The organism is Psychrobacter sp. TB20-MNA-CIBAN-0197 (assembly GCF_040309765.1).
GTDB classification, from domain to species: Bacteria; Pseudomonadota; Gammaproteobacteria; order Pseudomonadales; family Moraxellaceae; genus Psychrobacter; species Psychrobacter submarinus.
Window position 1 is genome coordinate 1 of record NZ_JBEOPC010000426.1, and the last position, 280, is coordinate 280.

General features: G+C 66.1%; 1 protein-coding gene. It reads left to right on the top strand.

The genetic code is table 11. The features are described 5' to 3' along the window. Positions 1-280 (top strand): hypothetical protein (locus AAEY83_RS14335; RefSeq protein WP_351059885.1); only part of this gene is annotated, 280 nt, incomplete at both ends.

Sequence of the window (280 nt, forward strand, 5' to 3'; positions counted from 1 at the left end):
GGCTCGTTCGAAATCATCGTCATGCGCGACGCCGCCAGCCTGCTCGGCACCCGCGCCTTCAGCGAAGGTTCGCTGTGGGCCAATCCGATGCTGTGGACGCTGTTCTTCGGTGCGCTGGCGACCTTGCTCGCGGTGAGCGGGCCGTTGACGTTCGTGCGGCAGATTCTGCGCAAGTGGGGCATCTGGCTGTTGCTCGCAGCGTGCCTTTGGCTGACCTGGAACCTGTTCGCCAAAGCCGACCTCGTGTCGCTGTGGGCGCGCGCCGGTGACGGCTCGATGC